This is a genomic window from Helicobacter sp. UBA3407 (assembly GCF_949747025.1).
Classification (GTDB): domain Bacteria; phylum Campylobacterota; class Campylobacteria; order Campylobacterales; family Helicobacteraceae; genus Helicobacter_D; species Helicobacter_D ganmani.
On the sequence record NZ_CATKCB010000095.1, the window covers coordinates 1 to 5561 of the forward strand.

Annotated in this window: 6 protein-coding genes; 4 read left to right on the forward strand and 2 right to left on the reverse strand. The window is 36.1% G+C overall.

Annotated elements, in window-relative coordinates:
* Together Q1553_RS02375 and bamD are read right to left on the reverse strand one after the other, a co-directional pair.
* On the reverse strand, positions 1 to 1590 hold a 1590-nt coding region (locus Q1553_RS02375; RefSeq protein WP_300842731.1), incomplete at its 3' end, for an LON peptidase substrate-binding domain-containing protein.
* Positions 1591 to 1598: 8 nt separating this feature from the next.
* Positions 1599 to 2267 (reverse strand): outer membrane protein assembly factor BamD, encoded by a 669-nt coding sequence (bamD, locus tag Q1553_RS02380; protein WP_115552166.1) that lies wholly within the window; start codon positions 2265 to 2267, stop codon positions 1599 to 1601.
* A gap of 191 nt (positions 2268 to 2458) precedes the next feature.
* On the opposite strand from bamD, the gene fliW reads away from it, so the two are divergent.
* From fliW to Q1553_RS02400, 4 genes are all read left to right on the forward strand, one after another.
* Positions 2459 to 2887, forward strand: a complete 429-nt coding sequence (gene fliW, locus Q1553_RS02385; protein WP_115552167.1) for a flagellar assembly protein FliW — start codon at positions 2459 to 2461, stop codon at positions 2885 to 2887.
* A 10-nt stretch (positions 2888 to 2897) separates the two neighbouring features.
* Positions 2898 to 3641, forward strand: a complete 744-nt coding sequence (gene proC, locus Q1553_RS02390; RefSeq protein ID WP_115552168.1) for a pyrroline-5-carboxylate reductase — start codon at positions 2898 to 2900, stop codon at positions 3639 to 3641.
* Positions 3638 to 4600: a tRNA (adenosine(37)-N6)-dimethylallyltransferase MiaA gene (gene miaA, locus Q1553_RS02395; RefSeq protein ID WP_115552169.1), complete on the forward strand. Its 963-nt coding sequence runs from the start codon at positions 3638 to 3640 to the stop codon at positions 4598 to 4600. The genes proC and miaA overlap by 4 nt, the downstream gene beginning before the upstream one ends.
* 111 nt (positions 4601 to 4711) lie before the next feature.
* Positions 4712 to 5561, forward strand: an 850-nt coding sequence (locus tag Q1553_RS02400; protein WP_300842730.1) for a cache domain-containing protein, incomplete at its 3' end; no start/stop codon positions are given.

Below are 5561 nucleotides of genomic sequence, written 5' to 3' on the forward strand. Positions count from 1 at the left end.
ATTTTGCAAACCATGTTTTTTCAGCTCTTGGGGAATTAAATATTTTTTGGCAATTTGTTCCTTTTGGCTTGGTGTGTAGCTATTAATATTGATAAACTCCATTCTATCACGCAAAGGTGCTGGAATCGCGCTCACATCGTTTGCCGTTGCGATAAAAATCACTTGTGATAAATCCAAATCAAAATTTGTATAATAATCTCTAAACTCCTTATTTTGCTCTGGGTCAAGAATCTCTAACAACACAGAGGAAGGGTCGCCACGAAAAGAATTATGAATCTTATCTATTTCATCTAGCACCACAACTGGATTCATTTCTTTTGCGTCAATCAAACCCTGCACGATTCTACCGGGCATTGCACCAATATAAGTGCGACGATGTCCGCGCAACTCATTGACATCTTCTAAACCACCCAACGCAATTCGCACCAATTTACGCTTCAAAGCAGTGGCAATAGAGTTTGCAAGGCTTGTCTTGCCCACCCCCGGAGGTCCGTAAAAACACAGAATCGTTCCTTTATTTTCATTGTTATTTCCTTTGCCACGCAATGCAAGCAACTCACGCACAGCAAAATATTCCACAATGCGCTCTTTTGGCTTTTCTAGCGCAAAATGGTCTTTGTTAAGCTGCTTTTCTACCCCATCAATATTCAGCGGTTTTTGTGCAAACAAACCAAAAGGAATCTCTAAAACCAATTCAATATAATTTTGCAACAAATTCGCATCTGCGCTGTCTTGGTGCATTCTTGAAAGTTTGGCAATTTGCTTGGAAATCTCCTTATAGGCGTCTTGGCTCATTTTGTTTTTTAGTTTTTCTAGTTTTTGGCGATATTCTTCTATCTCTGCGTCTTTACCAACATCTCCGCCCAACTCTTTTTGAATCTGTTTTAATTGCTCTTTTAAGAAATACTCTTTATTGACTTTTTCCATTTGAGAATTAACTTTGGTTTTAATTTCTTTTTGAATTTGCTGTGCGCGAATTTCCTCCATTACAATTTCAATGAGACTTAAAAGTCTTTCTTCGGGATTATTTTCTTTGAATATTTTATAAGCTTGGTCTTTTTTAAGCCGAATCGCACTCGCAATCAAATCTGCTGCACGATTAGGCTCCATTGTCTCGTTAATGCTTTTGAGTAAATCTTGAGGAAAGTTTTGAGAAATATTATAAAGATTGCGCAATCTTTCTTTCAAAACTGCCAAAATCGCTTCTATGCGCGCGACATCAAAGGGTAGAGAGATGATGGGTTCAATCTTTCCTTGCAAGGGCATTTTAGATTCTACATTCAACAAACGCCCACGACTTAATCCTTGAAACAGAATCTTAACGCGCCCTTCAGGCAATGCGACACGACGCATAATCACACCAATCACACCCACATCATAGAATCCTGTATCACTCTCTCCAAGCATACTAGTTTTAGAAGCAGTGATGAAAACCAATTTATCTTGAGATTCCATTGCAACTTCAATGGCTTTTAGATTTTCTTCATCACTGACAAATAAAGGTGCAATCATAAAAGGATACAAAAACATATCCTCTTCTACGATTACAGGCAAAGTTTTTGGAAATTCTCCATAACGTTCTAATTGCATATTTTCTCCTACCATTCAAAGATTCTTTGATACCACGGAGAATGCGCTTCTTTATAATAAACTTCTTTAATCCAAGCATTTTCATTGATTTTTTGCTGATAAAATTCAGCCGCATTCTCCTTGCCTCTGCGCTCATAAAGCTTAATAATTTCTTTATTGAGACTTAAATTTGCTAATTCAAGCTTTAAAAGCATTGTATCTACCATAGGGCGATAGCGCGAATAAGGATATTTTTTGTCAAAGGCTTTTGCTTCATTGATGGATTGCATTAATAATTTTTGGTCGCGGAATTGCTTGCCAAAAGCAAAATAATTTGCCTGTAATTTTAAATATTGCACAAAATCTATATTTTCTGCATTTCCAAAACGTTTTGTAAATTCATCAAAATAGAATCCCGCAAGCAAATATTCTTCTTTTTGCATATGTGCTCTTCCCAAAATCAACATTGCCTCACCTAGAAGCGGGGAATTTAAATGCTCACTTTGCAAAGAGACGAAATAACTATCGGCTTTTTCTAAATCATCGTTACGAATTTCTTTTAACATATTTTGATACCAATAATCCGCGGGTTTATTCACCTCATCTAGTGCCAAACCGCTATTGGTTTTAGAAGAACACGCGCCCAAAAAAACAAGAATGCAAAAACCATAAAAAGAAAATTTAATCCATCGCAACATAAAATAAATTCCTTAAAAACAAAGTTAAAAATTATAAAAATGGTCGTAATTATAGCGGATTTGACATAGATTTTATAATTTTTTTTAAAATCAAATTGATTTTTTGCTTTTATTGCGATAAAATCTCACGCAAAACTTTTAGTAAAATTATTTCTATGATTTTTAAACGCTCATAAGCGAAGGAAAAAACAATGGAATTTGTAGTAAAATCTCCGATTTTAGGCTTTGAACATATCCACAAGATGGCATTAGAAAAAATCTCCAAAGACGATGAAACTTTTATGCAATTAAAAAGTTGCGAAAACGATGGCATTTCCTTTACTCTAGTGAATCCTTATGTGATGCGTACAGATTATGAATTTGAGATTCCATCTCCCGTAAAAGCACTTTTAGATTTAAAAGGCAAAACAAACACCGACCCACAAAACTCTAAACTCGTCATCTTAAACATTGTTTGCGTGAAAGAACCCATTGAAGAATCTAGCGTTAATTTTCTAGCCCCTTTGCTTTTTAATTTTGAAACTCTTACAATGGCGCAAGTCGTTTTAGAAAATTTCAAATATGAGAATTTCGGATTGTCCGAACCTATTTCAAAATTCTTTGACTTCTCCAAACAATAGAAACTCCGCAATGCAATCCTTAATTCTTTTGGGCTATGGCAAAATGGCAAAAGCCTTAGCACAAGGCTTGAAAAACAAATACAAACTATTGGTCTGCGGTCGCAATCTTGCAAAAGTTCAGTCATTTTGTGAGGAATTAAATTTAACTCCTTTATTTTTGGAAAACTCTACGATTCCATTAAAAGAATCCGATGAAATCTTGCTTTGTGTTAAGCCTTACGCACTCAATCAATTCCGTTTCAATGGCAAAGCAAAGTGCGTTTATTCTATCTTGAATGCCACCAGTCTTGAAACATTAAAAGCAGTCATAGAATCACAATATTATATTCGGGCTATGCCAAATATCTGCGCAAGCGTTGGACAATCTATCACGAGTTTGTGTGGTGATTTGGCTTTCCAAAAAGAAGCAATTGCTATTTTTGATTCTATTGGCAAAAGCGTATGGCTTGAAGAAAAGCATTTTCCTTTAGCCACTGCTTTGGGTGGTTGTGCTCCAGCATTTCTAGCCCTTGTTGCCGAATCACTCATTGATAGCGGAGTAACCTATGGTCTAACACGCGAAGATTCTACACAAATTGTGCGCACATTATTTAGTGGTTTTGCTAGTCTTTTAGAACAAAATCACCCCACATTGCTTAAAGAGAATGTGATGAGTCCGGGAGGCTCTACTGCACAAGGAATAGCGACTTTGGAAAAACATGCCCTTAAAAACGCTTTTTTAGAAGCAGTTTTGGCTTCTAAAAACTTCGCTTGAAACCAAAAACTCTTGCGATTTTAGGTGGCAGTGGTGCAGGCAAAACTGCTCTTTCTTTGGAACTCGCTTCAAACTATGATTGCGCGATTCTTTCATTAGATTCTTTAAGTGTTTATCAAGAAATTAATATTGCTAGCGCAAAACCTAGTTTAGGGGAGAGAAAAGGGATTCCACATTTTGGTATAGATGTATTACACCCCAACGAATTGCAAAATATTCATAACTTTATTCAAGAATATCATCGCGCGCAAGCATTTTGTCAAAAACACAACAAGCACCTCTTAATTGTAGGCGGCACAAGCTTCTATCTGAAAACTCTGCTTTGTGGGCTTTCACCCTCTCCCAAATTGTCTTCGTCTGAAAAACTAGAAATAGATTCTACGATTCATCATCTTGGTGATTTAAATGCACAATATGCGTATTTAAGACGAGTGGATTTACCTTATGCAAGCAAACTCAAACCCCAAGATTCTTACCGCATTGTGCGTGCATTGGAAATCTATTTTTCCACACAAACTGCACCGAGTGTTTATTTTGCCAACAATCCCCCCAAACCAATTTTAAAATCTTGTGAAATTTTTGAAATTTATTTTGCGCGGGAATTGTTAAGAACAAGGATTCAAGAACGCACACAAGAAATGCTAAATAAAGGACTTTTAAATGAAGTGCAAACACTTATTGCGCGCTATGGAACGCAACATCAATGGGCAAAAAGTATTGGCATTAAAGAAACATTAGCATATCTCAACTACCAAAAATCTTGGGATTCCTCCTCTACCAAACCACAATCTCCCATTTTTTCTTTAGAATCCCTTAAAGATTCTATCTCTTTGCACACAGCCCAACTTGCCAAGAGACAAGGCACCTTTAACAAAACACAATTCCCTCCACATTTTTGTGGCACCGCAAATGAAATTTATTCTCAAATTTCCTCACAAATTTTTTGTAATTTTTGCTAAAATGCCAAAATATTTTTAAAATTTATATATAGAAAGTATTCAATTTTTAAGATTACATATTGTATAATGAAATTTTAAATAAAATTTAAGCAATGCAAGAAAGGGTGGCTTATGTATAAAAAATTGTCATTGAAAGCAAAAATCTTGGTGCTTGCGCTTGGAATCATCGTGAGCTTGATAAGCATATTTGGCACGATTGAATATTTTAAGCAAGATATTATGCAAGATACAAGCATGGAAGTGCATAAGGCTGTGAGTGAGGAGGTAGAGCAAAAAATCAAGCTTTCTACGGATACTCTAGCAGAATCCCTAGGAGAGCTGATTGTAGGCTTAGATGAACCCTCACAAATCGCAATTATTGCAAAAGCTATTGAAAACTTCCGATTTGAATCAGACAAAAGCGGGTATTATTTCGCTTACAAAGAATATACTCCTGTGGCTCACCCTACGCGCAAAGACTTGATTGGCAAATCACTTTATGAGGCTAAAGACGCCGATGGAGTTTATTATGTAAGAGACTTATTCCAAACCGCAAAAACACAAAAACAGCAAACCAAATTTGTGCATTTTTCTTTTAGCAAACCTCTTCCTGATGGCACACTTGGCACAGCACAAAAAGTTGGTTATGCGACCATGATTCCAAACACTCAAAATATTTGGATTTCCACAGGTGTTTATGTGGATACTTTAGGAGAATATACAACAAAAATTTCTCACGATATTATAGGATTCATTGACTCATCACTCTTTAAAGCTTTTGTGATAGGAATTGCTGTTTTACTTGTGATTCTCGCTCCATTGTTTTGGGGATTTTATAGCAATCTTACTTTTAGCGTGCGAACCATACAAAGCAATCTTACCAATTTCTTCTCCTACCTCAACCACGATACACAAACAGCCAATCTCATCAAAATAGAATCCCACGACGAATTTGGCATTATGGCAAAAGAAATTAATCAAA

Coding starts and splice junctions, on each gene's coding strand:
- bamD (WP_115552166.1), bottom strand. CDS start 2,267: ATGTTGCGATGGATTAAATTTTCTTTTTATGGTTTTTGCATTCTTGTT.
- fliW (WP_115552167.1), top strand. CDS start 2,459: ATGGAATTTGTAGTAAAATCTCCGATTTTAGGCTTTGAACATATCCAC.
- proC (WP_115552168.1), top strand. CDS start 2,898: ATGCAATCCTTAATTCTTTTGGGCTATGGCAAAATGGCAAAAGCCTTA.